The sequence below is a fragment of the Candidatus Neomarinimicrobiota bacterium genome, assembly GCA_018647265.1.
Classification (GTDB): Bacteria; Fidelibacterota; Marinisomatia; order Marinisomatales; family TCS55; genus TCS55.
On record JABGTK010000119.1, the window covers coordinates 20,050 to 41,487 of the forward strand.

The 21,438-nt window shown below is 38.3% G+C and carries 20 protein-coding genes and 4 tRNA genes; 15 read left to right on the forward strand and 9 right to left on the reverse strand.

Annotation, left to right across the window (positions count from 1 at the left end):
• Positions 1–35: 35 nt before the first annotated feature.
• From HN459_07100 to kynU, 12 genes are all read left to right on the forward strand, one after another.
• A tRNA-Val gene (locus HN459_07100) sits at positions 36–109 on the forward strand.
• A gap of 215 nt (positions 110–324) precedes the next feature.
• Positions 325–2,277 carry a threonine--tRNA ligase gene (gene thrS, locus HN459_07105; GenBank protein MBT3479218.1) on the forward strand — a complete coding sequence of 651 codons (1,953 nt, stop codon included), beginning with the start codon at positions 325–327 and terminating at the stop codon, positions 2,275–2,277.
• Positions 2,264–2,776, forward strand: a complete 513-nt coding sequence (locus HN459_07110) for a translation initiation factor IF-3 (protein ID MBT3479219.1) — start codon at positions 2,264–2,266, stop codon at positions 2,774–2,776. Before thrS ends, HN459_07110 begins: the two co-directional genes overlap by 14 nt.
• Positions 2,777–2,786: 10 nt before the next feature.
• Positions 2,787–2,981 carry a 50S ribosomal protein L35 gene (rpmI, locus tag HN459_07115; protein MBT3479220.1) on the forward strand — a complete coding sequence of 65 codons (195 nt, stop codon included), beginning with the start codon at positions 2,787–2,789 and terminating at the stop codon, positions 2,979–2,981.
• Positions 2,982–2,990: 9 nt separating this feature from the next.
• On the forward strand, positions 2,991–3,338 hold the full coding sequence (gene rplT, locus HN459_07120) for a 50S ribosomal protein L20 (protein MBT3479221.1): 348 nt from the start codon (positions 2,991–2,993) through the stop codon (positions 3,336–3,338).
• Positions 3,338–4,327, forward strand: coding sequence for a phenylalanine--tRNA ligase subunit alpha (gene pheS / locus HN459_07125; GenBank protein ID MBT3479222.1), 990 nt, complete (start codon positions 3,338–3,340; stop codon positions 4,325–4,327). The genes rplT and pheS overlap by 1 nt, the downstream gene beginning before the upstream one ends.
• Entirely contained in the window at positions 4,327–6,714 is a 2,388-nt protein-coding gene (locus HN459_07130; protein ID MBT3479223.1) for a phenylalanine--tRNA ligase subunit beta, read from the forward strand. Before pheS ends, HN459_07130 begins: the two co-directional genes overlap by 1 nt.
• Before the next feature lie 6 nt (positions 6,715–6,720).
• Entirely contained in the window at positions 6,721–7,029 is a 309-nt protein-coding gene (locus HN459_07135) for a cell division protein ZapA (GenBank protein ID MBT3479224.1), read from the forward strand.
• Positions 7,030–7,047: 18 nt separating this feature from the next.
• A complete protein-coding gene (locus tag HN459_07140) occupies positions 7,048–7,926 on the forward strand; it encodes a bifunctional 5,10-methylenetetrahydrofolate dehydrogenase/5,10-methenyltetrahydrofolate cyclohydrolase (GenBank protein ID MBT3479225.1) in 879 nt (292 codons plus the stop codon).
• 101 nt (positions 7,927–8,027) lie between these two features.
• Entirely contained in the window at positions 8,028–9,134 is a 1,107-nt protein-coding gene (locus HN459_07145) for a tryptophan 2,3-dioxygenase (protein MBT3479226.1), read from the forward strand.
• Positions 9,134–9,913, forward strand: a complete 780-nt coding sequence (locus tag HN459_07150; GenBank protein MBT3479227.1) for an SDR family oxidoreductase — start codon at positions 9,134–9,136, stop codon at positions 9,911–9,913. The genes HN459_07145 and HN459_07150 overlap by 1 nt, the downstream gene beginning before the upstream one ends.
• Positions 9,913–11,157, forward strand: coding sequence for a kynureninase (gene kynU, locus HN459_07155; GenBank protein ID MBT3479228.1), 1,245 nt, complete (start codon positions 9,913–9,915; stop codon positions 11,155–11,157). Before HN459_07150 ends, kynU begins: the two co-directional genes overlap by 1 nt.
• 11 nt (positions 11,158–11,168) lie before the next feature.
• On the opposite strand, the gene HN459_07160 is transcribed toward kynU, so the two are convergent.
• Positions 11,169–11,242, reverse strand: a tRNA-Arg gene (locus tag HN459_07160).
• Positions 11,243–11,337: 95 nt separating this feature from the next.
• Between HN459_07160 and HN459_07165 the strand changes: the two genes are divergently transcribed.
• Both HN459_07165 and HN459_07170 read left to right on the forward strand, forming a co-directional pair.
• Positions 11,338–11,667, forward strand: a complete 330-nt coding sequence (locus tag HN459_07165; GenBank protein MBT3479229.1) for a divalent-cation tolerance protein CutA — start codon at positions 11,338–11,340, stop codon at positions 11,665–11,667.
• Positions 11,660–12,664, forward strand: a complete 1,005-nt coding sequence (locus HN459_07170; protein ID MBT3479230.1) for a potassium channel protein — start codon at positions 11,660–11,662, stop codon at positions 12,662–12,664. Before HN459_07165 ends, HN459_07170 begins: the two co-directional genes overlap by 8 nt.
• A 40-nt stretch (positions 12,665–12,704) precedes the next feature.
• Here HN459_07170 and HN459_07175 read toward each other — a convergent pair whose 3' ends face one another.
• The 4 genes from HN459_07175 to HN459_07190 form a co-directional block, all read right to left on the reverse strand.
• A complete protein-coding gene (locus tag HN459_07175) occupies positions 12,705–15,122 on the reverse strand; it encodes a leucine--tRNA ligase (protein ID MBT3479231.1) in 2,418 nt (805 codons plus the stop codon).
• 54 nt (positions 15,123–15,176) lie between these two features.
• A tRNA-Pro gene (locus tag HN459_07180) sits at positions 15,177–15,251 on the reverse strand.
• A gap of 66 nt (positions 15,252–15,317) precedes the next feature.
• A complete protein-coding gene (locus HN459_07185; GenBank protein ID MBT3479232.1) occupies positions 15,318–15,932 on the reverse strand; it encodes a DedA family protein in 615 nt (204 codons plus the stop codon).
• A 5-nt stretch (positions 15,933–15,937) separates the two neighbouring features.
• A complete protein-coding gene (locus tag HN459_07190; GenBank protein ID MBT3479233.1) occupies positions 15,938–16,645 on the reverse strand; it encodes a DUF2914 domain-containing protein in 708 nt (235 codons plus the stop codon).
• A 168-nt stretch (positions 16,646–16,813) separates the two neighbouring features.
• On the opposite strand from HN459_07190, the gene HN459_07195 reads away from it, so the two are divergent.
• Positions 16,814–17,524: an FKBP-type peptidyl-prolyl cis-trans isomerase gene (locus tag HN459_07195; protein ID MBT3479234.1), complete on the forward strand. Its 711-nt coding sequence runs from the start codon at positions 16,814–16,816 to the stop codon at positions 17,522–17,524.
• A gap of 86 nt (positions 17,525–17,610) precedes the next feature.
• Here the strand turns inward: HN459_07195 and HN459_07200 are convergent.
• The 4 genes from HN459_07200 to pnp all read right to left on the reverse strand — a co-directional run bounded on the left by HN459_07200 (position 17,611) and on the right by pnp (position 21,427).
• Positions 17,611–17,684 (reverse strand) — tRNA-Pro (locus HN459_07200).
• 2 nt (positions 17,685–17,686) lie between these two features.
• A complete protein-coding gene (locus tag HN459_07205) occupies positions 17,687–18,049 on the reverse strand; it encodes a MerR family transcriptional regulator (GenBank protein ID MBT3479235.1) in 363 nt (120 codons plus the stop codon).
• Between the two features lie 81 nt (positions 18,050–18,130).
• Positions 18,131–19,246: an alanine dehydrogenase gene (gene ald, locus HN459_07210; GenBank protein ID MBT3479236.1), complete on the reverse strand. Its 1,116-nt coding sequence runs from the start codon at positions 19,244–19,246 to the stop codon at positions 18,131–18,133.
• Positions 19,247–19,270: 24 nt separating this feature from the next.
• Positions 19,271–21,427, reverse strand: a complete 2,157-nt coding sequence (gene pnp / locus HN459_07215) for a polyribonucleotide nucleotidyltransferase (protein MBT3479237.1) — start codon at positions 21,425–21,427, stop codon at positions 19,271–19,273.
• Positions 21,428–21,438 lie beyond the last annotated feature (11 nt).

A 21,438-nucleotide genomic window follows, 5' to 3' on the forward strand; every position in this document is an offset into this window, starting at 1 on the left:
TCAGGAAAAATAGTAAATTCCCAGGCTTTTTTTGAGGGCGATTAGCTCAGTTGGTTAGAGCGCTTGCTCGACACGCAAGAGGTCGGGGGTTCGAATCCCTCATCGCCCACGGTAAATATATCAGCAATCTCCTGTCAGTCCGGGATAATTGCAGATAGAAGAAAAGATTCTTTTCATCAGTCCTGAAATGATCATTTTCTTCATTTAGTCAAAACATAAATAATGATACAATTATCATATTCAAGACCTTCCAAAGTGAAGCCTATTTTGCTTACGGCAAATTGTGGCCATTTTGTATTATAAATTGATTTTGACATTTAATCCATGAGCGAGATCACAATTACATTACCTGATAATTCCACCCGCGTCTACGAAGCAGGTGTAACACCCCTCGAAGTAGCTGAAAGCATTGGTCCACGATTAGCCAAAGATACAGTTGCCGCGTCAATTAACGGTGATTTAACTGATGCAAATGTGCCCATTATGGCAGATTCAAGTTTAAGTCTTTATACAGGGGGAACAGAAGAAGGTCATGAAGTACTTCTTCACAGTACTGCTCATTTGATGGCTCAAGCTGTTAAGCTATTATGGCCTAAAAGCCAGGTTACCATCGGTCCGGCGATTGAAAATCGTTTTTACTATGACTTTGATATCGATGGCACATTTTCTGAAAGCGACCTTGAGAAGATAGAAGATAAAATGCGGGAAATTGCCAAAGAGAATCTGACTGTTACCCGACAGGAAATAAGTCGCAATAAGGCAATTGAACTTTTTAAGGAAATGGGTGAAACTTATAAAGTTGAAATTATTGGCCAAATTGATGAATCCGACAATATTTCTGCTTACAGCCAAGGTGATTTTATTGACCTTTGCCGTGGTCCTCACGTGCCATCCACAGGGAAAATAAGCTATTTCAAACTGCTTAGCTCTTCCGGTGCGTATTGGCGTGGTGATGAAAACAACAAAATGCTTCAACGGATTTACGGTACTGTATTTTCCACCAAGGAAGCGCTTAAAGATTATTTAAATTTCCTTGAAGAAGCTAAAAAACGTGACCACCGCAAATTAGGCAAAGAATTAGAAATCTATACTTTTGATGATGAAGTGGGGCCCGGATTGCCCTTGTGGCTACCCAACGGAGGCATCATCATTGATGAATTGGAATCACTGGCGAAAGAAGTTGAAACACGCCACGGATACCTACGTGTGCGAACACCTCATTTAACCAAAGGCGATTTATATAAAAAATCCGGACATTTAGATTTGTATAAAGATGCCATGTATCCAGCTATGGATATTGATGGAATTGAATATTACGTTAAACCTATGAATTGTCCCCATCATCATAAAATCTATGATGCATCACCAAAAAGTTATCGTGATTTGCCTTATCGTATATCTGAATATGGAACATGCTATCGTTACGAAAAGTCAGGGCAATTATTTGGACTCATGCGCGTTCGCAGTATGCAAATGAATGATGCACATATTTATTGCTCAAAAGCTGATTTTGATACCGAGTTTATGGATGTGATTAGCATGTATTTGGAATACTTTAAGATATTTGGTATTGAGAAATATGAAATGCGATTAAGTCTCCATGATCCGGCAGATCTAGGAAAAAAATATATCAATGAACCAGAACTTTGGATTGAGACAGAAGAAACGGTTAGAAATGCATTAAAATCCGGTGGTATCAATTATGTAGAAATCCCTGGTGAAGCTGCTTTTTATGGCCCAAAAGTAGACGTCCAAGTGTGGAGCGCTATTGGAAAAGAATTTACTTTGGCTACAAACCAGGTTGATTTTGCCATTCCAAAACGATTTGGTCTAACATACACCGATGAAAATGACGAAGACCAAACGCCCTTATGTATTCATAGGGCACCATTAAGTACCCATGAAAGGTTTATCGGGTTTTTAATTGAACATTATGGAGGCGACTTTCCTTTATGGTTGGCGCCAACGCAAATGATCATCTTACCGGTTTCGGATAAAACACATGAATATGCAAAATCCATAGAAACAAAATTTAAAGCAGCCGGCATTCGTGTCAAATTGGATGATCGGCCAGAAAAAATAGGCGCCAAAATTCGCCAAGCAGAATTAAATAAAATTCCTGTTATGGCAATTGTTGGTGAAAAGGAAGCAACTGAGAATTCTGTATCCATACGCCGTAGATTAATAGGTGACCAAGGAGCAGAAAATACAGACAAGCTATTAGAAAGCCTATATTCCGAAATAAAACAAAGGAGTCAACCCCATCTCGAAAGTTAATAAAATCAGGGTTAACGAAAAAATTCGTTCAGACGAAGTTCGTTTAATCTCAGAAAGTGGTGAACAGTTAGGCGTCATGTCTCTTGAAGATGCGATAGCCCGTGCGCAAGATGTCGGTCAGGATTTGATCGAAGTTGCGCCGAACGCCAAACCGCCCGTGGCTAAAATTCTCAATTACGGAAAATTGAAATATGAAGAAAAGAAAAAAGCCCAGGCCAGCAAGAAGAAGCAACATGTTGTTAAAATTAAAGAAATGCGCGTTCGCCCAAGAATCGATGATCATGATTTATTAACAAAAGTTAACCGAGGTAGAAAATTTCTTTCCGATGGGTGTAAACTTAAAGTTACCCTCATGTATCGCGGTCGTGAATTGTCTCGCCTAGATTTAGGGCTGGATGTACTCAATCGTGTAATTGATATGCTTTCTGACATAGCTGTCGTAGAAAAGCATGGTAACTTGGAAGGTCGTCGACAGACGATCGTTTTGACTGGTAAATAGGAGATAGTCAATGCCAAAGCAGAAAACAAGACGCAGTGCCGCCAAACGATTTCGTTTGACAGGTACTGGTAAAATAAGACGAAACAAAGCAAACCATAGCCATATGCTAATTCGACGGAGTAACAGCGCAAAACGGAAGATGCGTCAACCAGATTTGGTTGATAAAACTGAAGAAAAACGCGTCCGGCGAATGATCATAAAATAGGAGACTATAATGCCTAGAGCAAATAGTTCTGTGCCTCGGCACAGACGACATCGCAAAATAGTGAAGCAGGCCAAGGGCTACTATGGTGCCCGGAGCCGCAACTTCAAAGCTGCTAAAGATGCAGTTGAGAAGGCAGGATTGTATGCATATCGAGATAGGAGACAGAAAAAACGTCATTTCAGACGTCTGTGGATTATCCGGATTAATGCGGCTGCGCGGCAACATGGCTTGTCCTATTCACAGTTCATCAATGGACTGAAAGTAAAAGGAATTGATCTCGACCGAAAGGTCTTAGCCGATATGGCTATGAATGAGCCCAATACTTTTGCTGAATTGGCGAAAGCCGTTAATAGTTGATGAAACTGAAGGAATCAATCGAATCGGTCCGAAATTTATTTCGGGCCGATTCTGATCCCTTTCCCAAAAATAGCGAGTCAACTGAAGAATTACGTGTAAAATATATGGGTCGTAAAGGCCTTGTCGCAGACTTGTTTTCGTCTATGAAGGATGTTTCATCCGATGAAAGGCCACTTGCCGGTAAATTACTAAATGAATTGAAGCAGGAAATCGCTTCTGTCTTCGACTCACACAAAGATTCACCTGATGACCCCATGAAAATCATTAATGGTGAATCAGATTATACGCTCCCTGGATTAAAATTTCCCACTGGAAACGTTCATCCCCTTCAACAGACAATGGAGGATATAAAATCAATTTTTATGAATATCGGTTTTTCCGTCACTTATGGACCGGAAATAGACGATGATTTTCATAATTTCAGCGCACTAAACTTTCCCCCAGAGCATCCTGCAAGAGATATGCAGGACACATTTTTTATAGATCCTGAAACAGTTTTACGCACCCACACATCAAATGTCCAAATTCATTTAATGGAAGAACAGGATCCACCATTGCGGTTCATTGTTCCCGGACGAGTTTATCGCAATGAAGCCATAAGTTATAAAAGTTATTGCCTTTTCCATCAAGTGGAAGGCCTTTACGTTGATAAACATGTTTCCTTTGCTGATCAAAAAGGAATCCTTGAATATTTTGTTAAAAGAATGTTTGGATCAGATGCGAAAATGAGATTTCGTCCCAGTTTTTTCCCGTTCACAGAACCAAGCGCCGAAGTAGATATCTGGAGTGAAAAAAGAGGTCAATGGCTCGAAATTCTTGGTTGTGGTATGGTAGATCCAGAAGTTTTCAAATCGGTGAATATTGACTCCGATGTATGGCATGGTTTTGCATTTGGAATGGGCGTCGAACGAATTTGTATGTTAAAATATGATATTGATGATATTAGACTTCTTTACCAAGGTGATATGCGATTTTTGGAGCAATTTTAATGCGCATTTCTATTAACTGGCTCAAAGAATTTGTAGATACGCCTGGAAACACTCAGGAAATTGCAGATACTTTAACCATGCTCGGATTGGAAGCAGAGGAGGGGCTGGACACATCAAAATTAAAAGATATTATTATTGGCGAAGTAAAAGAATGCATTAAGCATCCAAACGCTGATAAACTCAAATTATGTCAGGTGTATGACGGTAACAAAACATTACCAGTTGTGTGTGGTGCGCCTAATGTGGCTTCAGGGCAGAAAATTGCGTTTGCTCCTGTAGGATCAATTCTTCCTGGTGATTTTAAAATTGGAAAAGCAAAAATTCGAGGTGAAGTGAGCCAAGGAATGATTTGCTCTGAAAGTGAAATGGGTATTTCTGACGAGCATGATGGCATTATGATTCTGGACACTACGGCCAAGAATGGTTCTGCATTAGTGGATTATTTAAATGAACATTCAGCATCGATCGAGTTGGATATAACCCCTAATCGTCCAGATTGTTTTTCACATTTGGGTGTGGCTCGTGACTTAGCTGTAAAAATAAAATCTCATTTAAAAACGCCTGAGTATAAAAAACGAGAATTTATAACGAATAAAGCTGAAGATTTTGTTTCTGTAGTATTCGAAAATGCCGATGATTGCCCGCGGTATGTAGCAGGAATCGTAAAAAATGTAAAAGTAAGACCATCGCCTGAATGGCTGAAAAATCGATTAGAATCCATTGGCCAAAGACCAATAAATAATATTGTTGATATATCAAATTACGTAATGATGGAAATGGGTCATCCCACTCATATTTTTGATTATGATAAATTAGGGTCAAAAGAAATCTTAATTCGCCGTGGTAAAAAAGGCGAAAAAATAACTACACTGGATGAAGTGGAGAGAAAATTATCTCCGAATGAATTGTTGATCACTAATGGGGAATCTCCCATAGCTATTGCCGGAATTATGGGGGGACTTGAAAGTGCCGTAACTGAGGCAACAGAAAACATTCTTATTGAAAGTGCATATTTTGATGCACCCACCATAAGGAAAGGCGCCAAAGCATTGGGTATGAGCACTGATGCATCTAAACGATTTGAACGTGGTGCTGACCCGAATGGTGCAGAAAGCGCATTCTGGCGCGTTATTTGCCTTGTAGAGGATGTTACAGGAGGGGAGTGGGTTCCTGGCATTGTAGACCCATATCCAAAAAAGACTGTGCAACCTTCAGTCCTTCTGACACGTGCAAAACTGGATTTATTGTCTGGCTGTGAAATTGAAGATACTTTTATTGTTAATACGCTTTCAGATTTAGGATTCAACGTTAATGGAAAGTCCATAGAATGGAAATGCACTCCACCGTCATGGCGTCCTGACCTTGAGCGGGAAGTTGACTTAATAGAAGAAGTTATTCGCATATTTGGTTATGATAATGTGCCATCAAAATATCATTATAGCGGCATTATGGAATCTCATGAGCCCGATCCCCATAAGGGGATTTCCACAATTATGTCCATTCTATCAGGGTTGGGATTTACACAAGTTTTTAATAATTCACTCCAATCCAGACGAAAAGTATCCATTTTAAATATATTGCCAGTTAAGGTAATGAATCCTCTTTCGGATACTATGAGTCATCTGCGCACAAGTTTAATCCAGGGTTTATTGTCAACTACAGACTATAATTTTAAAAATGGGTGGCCTGAGTTAAGATTGGTAGAGTGGGGCAATGTGTTTGAGCAAAAAAGTCCAGGTTTTAAAGGAATTGTAGAAAAGTTCCAATTGTCAGGGATTATTCACGGAAATATAACAAAAAATTCTGTTCACAGTAAAAAATCTCGACCCGCATCCTTTTTGGCACTTAAGGGCATGGTTGACGCACTGTTACTTCGTTTAAATATTCATAATTTTGAATTTAAATCGGAAGCAGATACAACTTTAGGATTTACCAATGCATTTTCAATCAAACACAATGGGGAAACAATTGGTATAATTGGAGATATCTCATCTAAATTTGGCTCTACAATGAATCTGGATCTTGGTTCAACTTTTGGTTTCCAATTTGATCTTAACAAAGTGATGGCTTTAGCTAATGAAAAAGTTACATATCAATCTATCGCAACCTATCCAATGGTTGAACGTGATTTGAATTTTGTTGTAAATGAAGAAATGTTAGTTGGGGAAATAAATAGAACAATTATAAATAATGGCAGGTCCATATTAAAAAAGGTTGAAGCGGTGAATGTATTTAGGCATGAATCCGTTGGAAAGGGAAAAAAGGCAGTCGCCTTTAATCTTGTATTTCAAAGCAGTTCCAAAACACTTGAAGACAAGGACGTAAATCCAGTGATAGATGAAATTATCAGAGTGGTTTCTAAAAAATACAGTGCTAACTTACGGTAGAATAAAATGAGTGATATAATGGACGGAAGTGAAAATTATGTAAAGGTGACTATTTATGGTCAGGAATACACCATCAAGGCACCTGCAGATGCTACCTATATCAAGAATATTGCTGAGTATGTTGATATGAAAATGCGGGAAGTTCAAGACGAATTGGCCACGCCTCAAGTGCCGGCAAAGGTTGCAATTCTTGCAGCTATGAATATATCCGACGATCTATTCTCCGCCAATCAGCAAAATGAAAAGATCAAAAATGATGTTGAAACTAAAATATCTTCTTTGATTGAAATTGTTGACGAAGCAATTCAGCATTAAATCATATTCGTACTGACCTTGGATACAAAAATATTATCCGGCAAAGAGGTCAGTAAATCCGTTTACGATTCACTTTTAGATCGTATATCGGTACTCAAATCAAAAAACATTACACCTGGACTTGCTGTTATTCTCGTTGGTGAAGATCCAGCCTCCCAAGTTTACGTTCGAAATAAAACACGTAAATTCCATAAACTTGGTCTCCATTCAGAAACAATGCAATATCCTGCCGATGCTTCCCAGAATCAATTAATATCTAAAATTAATGAATTAAATAATGATAATCAGTATCATGGCATTTTGATTCAATTGCCATTACCTAAGCATATTGACAGTGACGCTGTATTAAATACTGTTAATCCAAAAAAAGATGTGGATGGATTTCATCCATACAATTTAGGTTGTCTCGCGGCAGGTAAGCCGACTTTTATTCCTTGTACACCCAAAGGTATAATGCGCATTCTTGAACATTATAAAATTAATCTTTCCGGAAAGCACGTTGTTGTTGTGGGTCGTAGCAATATCGTTGGTAGGCCTATTTCAATCCTCACCAGTTTGAAACAGCATAATTCAAATGCAACAACAACAATATGTCATTCAGGCACTCAAAATTTAATCGACTACACGAAACAGGCGGATATCCTAATTTTGGCCTTGGGTTCGCCCGAGTTTTTGAAGGGGGACAATATTAAGGAAGGTGCAGTAATTATTGACGTAGGTATTAACCGCGTAGACAATGATTCTTCCAAAGGATATAAATTAGTCGGCGATGGGGAACAGATCTCCTTGTCGGGAAAATCATCAGCACTGACACCAGTTCCTGGCGGTGTTGGCCCCATGACAATTGCTATGCTGGTTGAAAACACAGTGGAAGCGGCTGAGCAATTACACCATTGATTTTTCATAGTAATTAATTTCACCTCAACAAGATTCGCTTTCTTTTGATGAATTTTGATACAGTATTTCGCATTCAACATTTTACAACTTGAGATAAACTTATGAATAAAGAAAAACCATACCCCCCGCAATATTATCAAGACTATTTAGAGCTTGAAAAAATTCTCCAGAGCCAAAACTTAAAAAGTGATGAATATGGACAGCCAGCCCATGATGAAATGTTATTTATAATTATACATCAAGTATATGAATTGTGGTTCAAGCAAATTCTCTTTGAATTGGATTCTGTTTTGAAGATTTTTGCTAAAGAAGAAATAAACGAATCGCATGTTGGAATTGTTGTGTCTCGCCTCGACCGAATTATAGAAATTCAGAAAATCCTCATCGATCAAGTACATGTTTTGGAAACGATGACACCCATGGATTTTCTTGATTTCAGGGATTTTCTTATACCTGCTTCTGGGTTCCAAAGTGTACAATTCAGAAAGATTGAAAATAAACTAGGACTAAAAACAGAAGATCGTTACAGTTATGGTGGCGCGAATTACTGCACATATCTCCATGAATCGGATAGAGATAAAGTAAAGAAAACTGAGAATGAAAAGTCACTATTTGAATTAATCGAATCCTGGCTTGAAAGAACGCCATTTTTAAATTGGGGTGAAACTTCATTCTGGGATGAGTATGAACAAGCCGTTTCAAATATGTTGAGCGATGATCGTCGTTTGATTGAAACGAATGAAAAGCTTTCAGATGAGGAGAAAGAAAAACATTTATCAGAATATGGTAAAACTGAGGCCTCTTTCGGTGTTGTTTTAAACGAAGAACAGCATAATAAAATGGTAGATGATGGGAACTGGCGATTATCTCTGCAAGCAACACAAGCGGCATTATTGATTCAATTGTACAGAGATCAGCCGATTTTACTCAATCCATATAAAATATTAACAAAATTAGCGGATGTTGATGAATTATTTACCACTTGGCGATATCGACATGCATTGATGGTATCCAGAATGATTGGACGAAAAATTGGGACAGGAGGTTCCACCGGTTCTGAATACTTAACCAAGACAGCAGAAAAACACCGAATATTTAGTGATATAAGCGAATTGACCACTTTCTTGATACCAAGATCGGCTTTGCCAAAACTTCCCCGTGAGGTGGAGAAAAACTTGGGTTTCCACTTCCATGTAAAAGATAAATAATGGATCTATCGCTAAGGGGAAAAAGAGCATTAGTCTGTGGCAGCACTGATGGCATTGGAAAAGCAACTGCGCTACTTTTAGCTGATCGTGGCGCTGAAATTATATTGATGGCACGGAATAAACAGAAACTCGCCAAGACTTGCGCCCAGCTTTCGACGGAATTTGGCCAGAAACATTCTATGGTTTGCGCTGATTTCAATACTTCTACTGAAGTGAAAAATGCAATATCTACGCGATTAAATGAAAATATTCACATATTAGTCAATAATTCTGGCGGTCCTCACGGGGGCGAATTATTAAACGCAGATGAAAATGAATTCCGTATAGCTTTTGAAAGGCTGGTAATTGCTAACCAAATTATCACCCAAGCTATTGCGTCAAAAATGAAAAAGAATGGCTATGGACGCATCATCAATATTATTTCAATATCCGTTAACCAAGTAATTAAAGGGCTAGGCGTATCCAATACCATTCGAGGGGCTGTGGCCCAATGGGCAAAAACACTGGCCCTAGAATTAGGTCCATTCGGCATTACAGTCAATAATATTTTACCTGGATATACATCTACAGAAAGATTGAAAGAACTTTCAACTTCAAAAGCCAAAGAATTAGATGTTACTCCGAAAGAGATTGAATCTGGATGGGCTAACAATACTTCTTTGAAACGATTGGGAAAACCGGAAGAAATAGGAAGTGCTGTTGCATTCTTAGCCTCAAGTTCCGCCAGTTATATAAATGGATATAATATGGCAGTAGACGGCGGTCGTATTGGTACATGATGGGTGAACTCTTTTCCAAAGATTATGCCAATCAATTGGACGAGAACAATCCGTTAAAATATATTCGAGACCGGTTTCATCTTCCAAAGAAAGATGGCAAGCCAGTTCTGTATTTTTCTGGAAATTCATTGGGTTTACAACCGAAGGGAGTATCGAATTCCCTCCTTGAGGAAGCGAATAATTGGGCCAAAAAAGGCGCTGATGGATATTTTTCTGATTGGATAAATTTTCACGAGCGCTTCTTAGGACATTTTGAACCGATTATTGGGGGGCAATCCCATGAATTTATGGTCATGAATGCCCTCACTGTAAATCTTCATTTATTGATGGTTTCTTTTTATCGACCAACTAAAATGAAATATAAGATTATAATAGAAGGAGGCGCATTTCCTTCAGATCAATATGCGGTAAAATCTCAAATTGAATTCCATGGATTAGATCCTAATGATACTCTCATTGAGTTAAAACCCAAGGAAGGGGAATATTGTCTAAGTACAGACGATATTCTTAAGACAATTGAATTAAATGGCGAATCCACCGCTTTAATTATGTTGGGTGGTGTGAATTATTATACAGGCCAAAAATACGATATGGAAATAATCGCTGAAGCCGGGAAAAAGGTAGGTGCTTTTGTTGGGTATGATCTTGCTCATGCAGCGGGAAATGTCTCACTTAATATGCATGATTGGAATGTGGATTTTGCTGCGTGGTGTAATTACAAGTATTTGAATTGTGGACCTGGAGCACCCTCAGGAATTTTTGTCCATGAAAAGCATCATAAATGGGAGGGCGCACGATTCGCAGGGTGGTGGAGCAATAAAATTGATACGCGCTTTAAAATGGATCCAAATTTAGATCCCATTCAAAATGCTGCCGGATGGGGTATTAGTAATTCACCCATATTTAGCATGGCGCCCTTAAAAAATGGACTGGAAATATATAGGGAAGTTGGGATGAGTCGATTTGTAGAAGTTAGTCATCAATTGACCGGTTATTTAGAATCTATCATTAGGAGTGAATTGCCCCAAATGTCGATTATAACGCCAAACAATCCGAGTGAGCGAGGCTGTCAAATATCCATGATGGTAGAAAATGGAAAATCTGTTTATGAAGCGTTGGTAAATAAAAATATAGTTTGTGACTGGAGGGAACCTAATGTACTTCGTATTGCGCCTACTCCTTTATACAATACCTATTCTGAAGCGTTTAAATTTGTCCAGATTTTAAAAAATATTTTGAATTAGATTAATTACTGTACGCCCGACAGGATTCGAACCTGTGACCTCTTGCTCCGGAGGCAAGCACTCTATCCAGCTGAGCTACGGGCGCATATCAGGACAGAAATTATCACTTTTTTCACATTCACACGAACAACTCAATTGGTTTCTTTTGCTGTAAATCATCCTCAACCGTAACTTCATAGCATGAAACCGGTTATAATTTATTCAACCACAAGCAGCAGGGAAGAGGCGCAAAAGATTGGAAGTTATTTGGTAGGAAATAAATTAGCTGCATGTGTTAATATTATTCCAAATATTGAGTCAATTTACGAGTGGGAAAACAAGATATGCCGAGAATCGGAATTTCTTCTCATGATTAAAACTGATGCCAAATTTAAAGATGATATTGAAAAAGTAATTGACGAACTTCACTCCTACGATATTCCAGAAATGATTATTGTTAGTATTGAGGATGGAAGTTCAAAATATATGAATTGGATGAATCAAAACTTGCGAAAAAATATTAATGAATAAATTGTTCAGCGGAAAACGATTGAAGTATATGATTTATTTTGGTGCTTTGGTTACCATCGGTTCAGCTGGATTCTATTCAATAGGTGGAGCAGAATGGACTATTGTAGACAGCATTTATATGACGATCATTACACTTTCAACTGTGGGCTATGGGGAAGTTCATCAATTAACCGATTTGGGAAAAATATGGACCGTTTTAGTTATAGTATTCGGTGTCAGCGGATTTGCAGTCATTATATATGAACTGGGCGCCGAATTAATTCAAATTAATACTTCAAGGAGCCGAAGCATGTTAAAGAAAATTTCAAAATTGAAAAACCACTATATCATTTGCGGTTACGGTAGAATGGGCGCCGTTATTGCAGGAGAGTTTCATAAAAAGAAAATTCCTTTTGTTGTCGTAGAATTAAACGAAACTAAAGTTACCACAATTAATGAATTGGGATATACTTACATCCATGGTGATGCCACTTTTGATGATACACTTATAGATGCGGGTATTGAGGGATCCAAAGGTGTTGTTGTTGTTTTAGATAACGACCAAGACAATTTGTTCGTAACTATGTCTGCTCGAAACCTCAACCAGGAAGCATATTTAATCAGCCGATGTTCCATAAACGATACTGGAAAAAAGCTAAAGCGAGCTGGGGCCAATAAAGTTGTTAATCCATATATAACAGGTGGTCACAGAATGGCAGAATTATTAATCACCCCTTATATGGAAGATACGGTTTCTCTTGAAACTCAAGATGATATGGCTATAGATTTTTCAATTGAAGAATTTTCGATTGAACATTTAAATACATTGAATGGAAAGTCAATTGGAGAATCAAAATTAAGAGAGAATTACGAATTATTAATTGTGGGTATCATCGATGAAAAAGGCAATTCTACATTAAATCCTGGATCGGAGACTATATTGTCGTCAGAAAAGAAAATTATGATAATTGGATCCAGTGAAAATTTAACGCGCTTCAAAGACAATCTCCACAATTGATGTATAATATATATTATGTATAATTCCATATAGAGATAGATTATCTCACAACTAAATTAACCAACCTCCCTTTTACGTATATTTCTTTGACTAATTCTTTTCCACTAATAAAATTAAGTACCTTTTCAGATTTTTTGGCAATTTTTAAAATTGTTAATTCATCTGCATCTAATGCCACCTCAATTTCATCGCGGCGTTTCCCATTAATTTGAACAGCTAATTTTATAGTGTCAGATTGTATTAGTGCTGAATCATATACAGGCCATTCTTCAAAAGTTAATTCACGATCTTTTCCAATTAACACCCACAGTTCCGAAGATATATGCGGCATAAACGGATTTAAGATTTTTATAAAGGTTTTTAATACATTTTGATTAATAGTATCCAATTTTTGTAAATGATTAGTAAAAATCATGAATTCAGAAACACAAGTATTAAACTGAAGTTTGTCAAGGTTTTCTGAGACGCGCTTAATCATGCTATTTAGTAATCGTAAAGTGTCCTTTGATGGCGCCTCGTCAGTAATATTATGGGACAGCGATCCTTCATCAGTTACTAAGATATTCCAAAGTTTGTTGATAAAACGAAAGCACCCTTGCAATCCTGTTGTGCTCCATGGTTTTGCTTTATCTAACGGACCCATAAACATTTCATATATACGCATTGAATCGGCGCCAAATTTTTCAACAGTTTCATCGGGATTTACAACATTTCCTCGTGATTTGCTCATTTTTGACCCATCCTGACCGAGGATCATGCCTTGGTTAAACAATTTTTTGAATGGCTCTTTGGTGGATACGAACCCTAAATCATATAAAACGTGATGCCAAAAACGGGAATATAACAAATGAAGAACAGCGTGCTCAGCGCCACCAATGTATAAATCAACTGGCATCCAATATTTTTCCTTCTCAGAAGCCCACGCATTGTCATTATTATGTGGATCTATATACCTTAAAAAGTACCAACAAGAGCCCGCCCATTGGGGCATGGTATTGGTCTCTCTTAGTCCTATGATATTGCCAGATTCGTCCTTTACCTCGACCCAATCTGTAACATTCGCCAGTGGAGATTCGCCAGTGCCAGCAGGTTCATACTTTTCTACTTCAGGAAGTTCTAAGGGCAATTCAGATTCATCCAGTGGAACTATTTGTCCATTTTGGTGAATGATTGGAATTGGTTCTCCCCAATACCGTTGACGAGAAAACAGCCAATCCCGAAGCTTGAATTGAATCGCTTTTTCCCCGAGATCCCCCTCCCCTAACCAATCAATCATTTTTGATTTTGCATCATCAATATTTAATCCGTTTAAAAAATCGCTATTAATAGCAATCCCTTCGCCCGTATAAGCTTCGCCAACAAAGTCATCCGGTGTTTCTACTGTGCGAATGATCGGGAGATCAAATTCTTTTGCAAAGTCCCAATCGCGCTGATCCTGTCCTGGGACCGCCATAATTGCACCGGTACCATAGCTCATTATCACATAATCAGAAATCCAAATCTGAATCTCTTCACCATTGACAGGATTGATCGCATTCGCACCTAAATAGACTCCAGTTTTTTCTTTGTTGAGTTCTGTGCGATCTAAATCAGATTTTTTGGCAGCTTCTTCAATATATTTCTGTACATCAGATTTCTGATCTTTTGAAACGAGTTGAGTAACCAGAGGATGCTCAGGTGCCATAACCATGTATGTAGCACCAAATAAAGTGTCAGGTCTGGTAGTAAAAACAGTCAGTTTTTCTTTAATAGATGGAATGAGGAAATGGACATTCGCTCCTTCTGAGCGACCTATCCAATTACGCTGAAGCTCTTTTACGCTATGAGGCCAATCAAGATCATCCAGACCGGATAGTAACGATTCTGCATATTCCGTAATCTTGAACATCCATTGGCGCATAGGGACACGAATTACAGGATGGCCTCCAATTTCTGATTTTCCATCGATAACTTCTTCGTTTGCTAATACTGCCTTTAATTCGGGGCACCAGTTAACCGGAACCTTTGCTTCGTACGCTAAGCCCTTTTTGAAAAGTTGAAGGAATATCCATTGGGTCCATTTAACATAACCAGTATCTGTGGTATTGATTTCTCTTTCCCAATCATAAGAGAATCCTAACATTTTGATTTGGCGTCGAAAGTTCTGAATATTTGTTTTTGTGGTAATTGATGGGTGAGTTCCCGTTTTTATGGCATATTGTTCTGCAGGCAATCCAAATGCATCCCACCCCATAGGATGAAGCACATTAAATCCCTTATGGCGTTTATATCGCGCGATAATATCTGTTGCGATATAGCCCAATGGATGTCCCACGTGAAGTCCCGCTCCAGAAGGATATGGAAACATATCCAATATATAGTATTTGGGCTTCTCAGAAATATCTTCTGCACGAAAGGTTTGATTTTCCTCCCAATATTTCTGCCATTTATTTTCTATCTTTTTATGATCGTATGCCATATTCTTTGATTTAAAAATTGGTAATAGTTTTTTCCATAGCAATTTAAATAAAAGTCGGGGTGGGGAGATTTGAACTCCCGACCTCGTCGTTCCGAACGACGCGCGCTAACCGGGCTACGCTACACCCCGAAATCGGACGCGAATTTATGATGCTCTCCCCTCGCGAAACAACTTATCTGAAAACCTCATTGCAGATTAAACCAAGTATTTGATTAATAAGAAGCCACCAATCAAAAATATCGTAAATAATATTGCTAATTTATTGAAATATTTATCAATAAATCCGCTAATGGGTTCGCCAAATCTCCATATTAATCCACTCACAATCAAAAAGCGCGCAGTGCGACTAATTGTGGATGCAATTATAAACAATGGAAAATTAATATTAAACGCCCCTGCAGATATGGTAAATACTTTAAATGGTATGGGGGTAAAACCAGCTGTAAAAATGACCCAAAAATTCCATATATCGAACTTATTTTGAATTGAATAAAAAATATCATGAGTGAATCCCGGGATTGCATTAAAAAAGAATTGGGCCAAAAATGAGAATTGGCCAGCATTTTCCCACCATAAATAATGCCCAATTCCGAAACCAAGCATTGCACCAAAAACAGATCCAACCGAACAAATAATACCAAATTTAAGCGCTTTAGACCTAGAACCTAACGCCAATGCAATTAATAGGACATCTGGTGGAATTGGGAAAAATGATGCTTCAGCGAAAGCCATAACAAAAAGAGCGGCTGCTCCATATTTAGATTCAGACCATTTTAGCACCCAATCATATAAATTACGAACCAAATTCATAAAAATTAATTATTAAGATCATTTAAAATATTAAAGGACAGGGAATCATACCTAGTGCCCAAAGAATCTTCAACAACAACCTTCCAATTTCCGTATCTATTAGGACTTACGGATATGTAACTCCAAGTACGCCAGCTATATGACCAGCCGATCTCCATTTTAACTTTTGATCGAAGAATATCCCCATGATACCACTTGTGATAAACTATTTTTGAATCATTCATATTTTCAATTTTTGTCATAAAATAAACACGCTCATCTTCTACAGAAAACACTGAATCAATGTCGACTAATTCGCGATTGACTAGATTTCTACCCAATTGAAACGAAATGACCTTTATAGTATTTTCTAAATTTGAGATTGGGGTAGATCCTCCTTTTTTTGGATTTTCCTCAATAAGGTCTATTTCTATTTCATTAAATACTATTAGATCACTGTTTTTCTTCGGAATTAAAACTTTCTCTTCTTCTGGAGTAATTGGTTCTGGTTCATTGTTTTCTAATACTTCAGTTAATGCATCTTTGACGAAACCTATCGTATCAAAGTCTTCTTGAAATTCTCCCAACTCTTTTTGAATGTTTTCACTTTTAATTTCATTGGATGAATCTGATGCCCAAACTATAAAAAATAAATATATAATATAAATACCGCCGATTGCTGCAGCTGCCTGCTTTAGTTTTTGCCAAAGGGCCACAACAATCAAAACAATCATAATGATCGTGATTTCAAAAATGCCGGGATTATTTAATATTGATTCAAACATTGATTGGGAATTTATGCTCACTTTCCCGTCTAATGGAATAGCCGAAGCTAGTTTTAAAATATATTGTATGGAATTTTAAAATTGGAGATATTCAGCCCCTAATTTTAAAGGAAAATCATGAAACACATTCTTGCAATTTTTGCAATTGGACTTATTTTTATTTCTTGTACATCAGAAAAATCTATAGAGCAGAAAATAAACCAGAGGCTGGAGAGTCATCTTGATTCTGTCAGTTATGCCATAGGTCTGGATGTTGCTATGCGCTTAGAACAACAATTTATGGATATTGACTATAAAATGTTATCTCTTGGAATTACTGATCATTATGGAAAGAATGAGCTGTTTTTGACAGATAAAGAACGTATATCGGTTATAAAAAAATATAATGATATAACTTTACCAAAATATCGAATGGATCTTGAAAAGCTTAACACGCTCGAAGGCGGAAAATTTATGGACGCCAATGCTAAGAAAGATGGTGTTCTTGATCATAAAAGCGGTATTCAATATAAAATACTCACCCCAGCTGATGGTCCCAAACCAAATCCGTCCAATTACGTAAAAATTCATTACGTAGGTAAATTAATTGATGGAACTACATTTGATAGTTCTTATGATCGCGGTGAGCCTGCGGTCTTTCCCGTAGATCGCGTAGTACCTGGGTTTTCTCAGGGATTACAACTCATGAGCCCTGGTGCTAAATATCAGATCTTTATCCCTGGCCACCTTGGCTATGGTCAAAATGATGGACCTGGTGGCCCGATGGCATTTATGATTTTTCAGGTTGAAATGCTTGAGATTTTAGAACCACCAGTAGATCAAAAATAAAATTAATTGATACTTTCAGGTATATAATAAAAAAGGGATGAAACTCCATCCCTTCCAGACAATAAACTTACTTTGTCGTCAATATGTCGGGGCGACAGGATTTGAACCTGCGACCACTTGACCCCCAGCCAAGTGCGCTACCGGACTGCGCCACGCCCCGAATTATTTATGCAAATCTTCTATTATTGATTTTAATTCACTTCGAATTTTAATCATCAAATCTATATCAATCGTATTAGAAGAATCTTCAACTAAAGACGCATCTTCAAGGCTGCCCTCTTTATTGAGCATGTTTCGTGCACCTTCGATGGTAAATTTTTTAATATAAAGCAAATCTTTAATTCTCAAAATCAGGTCGATATCTTTTTGCCGATACGTCCTATTTCCCGCCTTGTTTTTAGATGGGCTTAATTGTTTGAATTCGGTTTCCCAGTAACGTAGAACGTATTGCTTTAACTCCGCAACTTTACTTACTTCCCCAATGGAATAATATAATTTTTTTATAGATTGTGTTTGTTGGTCCATCATAAATCCTGTTAAACTAATACTTTATATTAAGCCAACAACCTGTCTTAAAACAAGTATTATGGATGGAAATAAATAGACTTAAGCTATTGCTTCATCCGGAGATATAAAATCCATTTCAAATGCATCTGCAACACCACGATGTGTTATTTTTCCTTCGTATACATTCAAGCCCTTAAGCAATGCCGGGTCTGATTTTAACGCATTTAAAATTCCTTTGTTCGCCAGTGTTTGCACATATGGGTTCGTTGCATTGGTTAATGCAGTGGTTGAAGTAAAAGGAACGGCACCTGGCATATTTGCTACGCAATAATGGATAATTCCGTCCACTTCATAAATGGGATCCTCATGGGTTGTCGGTTTACAAGTTTCAATGCATCCACCTTGATCTACAGCTACATCTACCAAAACTGTTCCAGGAATCATAATTTTCAACATTTCTCTTGTTACCAAATTTGGCGCCTTAGCTCCGGGAATAAGAACTGCCCCAATCAGTAGATCTGTCCAAGGCAGTAACTCTTGCAAATTATATTGGTTACTGTAAATAGTACGGACGTTTTTAGGCATTATTTCATCCAGATAGCGCAATCTATTTAGATTAACATCCAGAATATTCACATTGGCGCCGAGACCAGATGCAATATGCGCTGCATTGGTACCCACTATTCCACCACCCAAAATGGTTACAGTCCCAGGCTCTACCCCTGGCACGCCTCCTAATAACTTTCCTTTGCCACCATGAAATTTTTCCAGATATTTCGCACCTTCCTGTACAGACATGCGACCGGCTACTTCACTCATGGGAATAAGTAACGGCAAAGAGCCATCTGGTAGCATAATTGTTTCATATGCTATGGCAGTGGCACCCGAATCAAGAAATCCTTTAGTCAAAGGTTCGTCGGCCGCAAAATGAAAATATGTAAACAGTGTCGTATCGGAATGACACATGGCTACTTCTTCAGGTTGCGGCTCCTTAACCTTAACTACCATTTCAGCGTTTTGGAATATTTCTTTGGCTGAATCTACAATTTTACAGCCAATCGATTCATAATCATCATCAGAAAAACCTGAGGAGAACCCTGCACTTTTCTCTATCAAAACTTCATGTCCAGATATAGATAGCTCCAAGGCCACGTGGGGAGTTAATGCCACCCTATTCTCGTGGGATTTTATCTCTTTAGGTGTTCCTATAATCATTATCGCAATTCCAAATAAGCAGTATTAATTTCTTCTGAAAGGACGTCTTCCGCCGCCACCTCTGTTGCTATCGCTTCTCTCCCTTGGAGGACGTTCAACGTAACCTTCAGGTTTTTCCAACAAAGCTTTTCTGCTGAAATCCAATCTGCCCTGATCGTCAACTTTAATAAGTTTAACTCGAACAGGATCGCCAGGTTTAACAACATCTTCCACTTTTTCTACACGATGCCATTCCATTTCAGAAATATGAATCAGACCTTCGCGTCCTGGAGCAAATTCAACAAAGGCACCAAAGCTCATGAGTCTGGTAATAGTTCCATCGAATTCCATTCCTGCTTCAGGTTCGAGCGTAATTGCGCGAACAATTTCAATGGCTTCTTGACATCGTTTTAAATCGAGACTAGCAACAGTAACAATACCGTCGTCATCTACATTTACGTCGCATTCAGTATCAGCAATGATCCTTTTAATCGTCTTACCGCCGGGACCAATTAAACCACCAATTTTTTCAGGGTTAATCTGAAGTGATAATATTTTTGGTGCATATGTTGACATTTCCTGTGGTTCTGGAACTGCTTCATACATAAGGTCCAAAATATGATTACGCCCTGCTTTTGCTTGCGCTAATGCTTCTTCCATCAAATCAAAAGTGATACCTTCAATTTTCAAGTCAAGTTGAATCGCTGAGATACCATCTCTGGTACCGGCCACTTTGAAATCCATATCTCCCAAATGATCTTCAGCGCCGAGAATATCACTCAATACAGCGTAACGATCTCCGTCTTTAATCAATCCCATGGCAATACCAGCAACGTGACCTTTAGAAGGTGCACCTGCATTCATTAAGGCCAAAGAACCGCCACAAACGGATGCCATCGAAGATGAGCCATTTGATTCGGTGATTTCAGAAACAATCCGTATAGTATAAGGAAAATCCTCATATTCGGGTAAAATTTCTTTAATTGCTCTTTCCGCTAAATTCCCATGTCCTATTTCTCGTCGACTTGTAAAGCCTACCCGGCCAGTTTCACCAACACAGTAAGGCGGGAAGTTGTAATGGAGAAAGAATTTCTTCTTAATATCCAAGTCCATGCTATCAATTATCTGTTCATACCTAGGCGTTCCCATGGTAAGAACAACAATAGCCTGGGTTTCTCCCCGGGTAAATAAGGCCGATCCGTGTGTACGAGGCAGAATGCCTGTCTCAATAGTAATCGGACGAATATCCGTTGTTTTACGACCGTCAGAACGAACTGCATCAGAAAGGATCTGTTCGCGGAAAGCTGTTTTTAGTTGGTCACCAATAAAGCCACTAATCATTTTTTCTGATTCAGGGTGCGATTCTACAAAAGCTTCCTGCGCTTCTTCTTTTAAAGCGGAAATCATGTTTTCACGACTGTGTTTATCACCAGTTTTAATTGCAGCATCAATTTTTGCTGTTACGAGGTCGGAAACTGCTTTTTCTAATTCTTTATCAGTTTTGACTTCTGGGATTTCGCGTTTAACAACATCGATTTCACTGATTAATGCATTTTGCAAGGCGATAAGTTCTTTTATCGGTCCATGGGAAAATTTCATAGCATCAATGAATTCTTCCTCGGTAATCAACTTTGCTGACCCTTCAACCATCACAATAGTTTCGTCATTTCCGGAAACAATAATTTCCATATCCGAATCTTCCATTTGGGTTCGAGTTGGGTTAACAACAAAATCACCATTAATGCGGCCTACGCGAACTGTGGCGATTGGACCATTAAATGGGATATCTGAAATCATCAATGCAGCAGAAGCACCAATACCAGCCAAGGTATCAGCCATGTTTTCTCCATCACTAGATAAAACTGTTATAATTACCTGCGTTTCACATTTGAATGATTTTGGGAATAACGGTCGAATAGGTCTATCCGTAAGTCTACTTGTTAATATTTCATGTTCAGAAGGACGTGCTTCCCTTTTGAAAAATCCACCTGGAATTTTACCGCCGGCATAATGGCGTTCACGATATTCAACTTGCAATGGGAAGAAGTTTATATCTTCACGTGCTTCTTTGGCTGCATTTACCGCTACCAAAATTGTTGTTTCACCATGGGATACGATAACGGATCCGGATGATTGGCGGGCAACTTGTCCGGTCTCAATAGAGAGTGTATTCCCATTGAGCATCATTTCTTGTCTTTTCATTTTGTTCTCTT

Excerpts from the sequence above, each read along its gene's own strand:
- thrS (MBT3479218.1), top strand. The coding sequence starts at position 325 with ATGAGCGAGATCACAATTACATTACCTGATAATTCCACCCGCGTCTAC.
- rpmI (MBT3479220.1), top strand. The coding sequence starts at position 2,787 with ATGCCAAAGCAGAAAACAAGACGCAGTGCCGCCAAACGATTTCGTTTG.
- rplT (MBT3479221.1), top strand. The coding sequence starts at position 2,991 with ATGCCTAGAGCAAATAGTTCTGTGCCTCGGCACAGACGACATCGCAAA.
- pheS (MBT3479222.1), top strand. The coding sequence starts at position 3,338 with ATGAAACTGAAGGAATCAATCGAATCGGTCCGAAATTTATTTCGGGCC.
- HN459_07130 (MBT3479223.1), top strand. The coding sequence starts at position 4,327 with ATGCGCATTTCTATTAACTGGCTCAAAGAATTTGTAGATACGCCTGGA.
- HN459_07135 (MBT3479224.1), top strand. The coding sequence starts at position 6,721 with ATGAGTGATATAATGGACGGAAGTGAAAATTATGTAAAGGTGACTATT.
- HN459_07145 (MBT3479226.1), top strand. The coding sequence starts at position 8,028 with ATGAATAAAGAAAAACCATACCCCCCGCAATATTATCAAGACTATTTA.
- HN459_07150 (MBT3479227.1), top strand. The coding sequence starts at position 9,134 with ATGGATCTATCGCTAAGGGGAAAAAGAGCATTAGTCTGTGGCAGCACT.
- kynU (MBT3479228.1), top strand. The coding sequence starts at position 9,913 with ATGGGTGAACTCTTTTCCAAAGATTATGCCAATCAATTGGACGAGAAC.
- HN459_07165 (MBT3479229.1), top strand. The coding sequence starts at position 11,338 with ATGAAACCGGTTATAATTTATTCAACCACAAGCAGCAGGGAAGAGGCG.
- HN459_07170 (MBT3479230.1), top strand. The coding sequence starts at position 11,660 with ATGAATAAATTGTTCAGCGGAAAACGATTGAAGTATATGATTTATTTT.
- HN459_07175 (MBT3479231.1), bottom strand. The coding sequence starts at position 15,122 with ATGGCATACGATCATAAAAAGATAGAAAATAAATGGCAGAAATATTGG.
- HN459_07185 (MBT3479232.1), bottom strand. The coding sequence starts at position 15,932 with ATGAATTTGGTTCGTAATTTATATGATTGGGTGCTAAAATGGTCTGAA.
- HN459_07190 (MBT3479233.1), bottom strand. The coding sequence starts at position 16,645 with ATGATTGTTTTGATTGTTGTGGCCCTTTGGCAAAAACTAAAGCAGGCA.
- HN459_07195 (MBT3479234.1), top strand. The coding sequence starts at position 16,814 with ATGAAACACATTCTTGCAATTTTTGCAATTGGACTTATTTTTATTTCT.
- HN459_07205 (MBT3479235.1), bottom strand. The coding sequence starts at position 18,049 with ATGGACCAACAAACACAATCTATAAAAAAATTATATTATTCCATTGGG.
- ald (MBT3479236.1), bottom strand. The coding sequence starts at position 19,246 with ATGATTATAGGAACACCTAAAGAGATAAAATCCCACGAGAATAGGGTG.
- pnp (MBT3479237.1), bottom strand. The coding sequence starts at position 21,427 with ATGAAAAGACAAGAAATGATGCTCAATGGGAATACACTCTCTATTGAG.